The 232-nt window shown below is 28.0% G+C and carries 1 protein-coding gene; it reads right to left on the bottom strand.

The features are described 5' to 3' along the window. A partial coding sequence (locus tag H2O73_RS24145) for an OB-fold nucleic acid binding domain-containing protein (protein WP_220457770.1) occupies positions 1-232 on the bottom strand: 232 nt, incomplete at both ends.

Here is a 232-nt window from a genome sequence, read left to right as displayed (position 1 = left end):
AATACCAATAAAGTCTCCAATGTCTAATAGTTTTTTATAAACATCGTTATATTTACTTTTATCATCACCAGTACAAATTTCATCACGTTTAAAATAAACTTGAATTCTACCTTCACTATCTTGTAATTCTGCAAAACTTGCATTTCCTTGAATACGACGCGACATTAATCTACCAGCAACAATAACTTTTTTACCTTCTTCAAAATCAGATTTTATTTGTTTTGAAGTATGA

This window comes from Vibrio marinisediminis (assembly GCF_014050145.1).
GTDB lineage: Bacteria > Pseudomonadota > Gammaproteobacteria > Enterobacterales > Vibrionaceae > Vibrio > Vibrio marinisediminis.
This window is presented reverse-complemented; position numbering and strand designations above follow the sequence as displayed.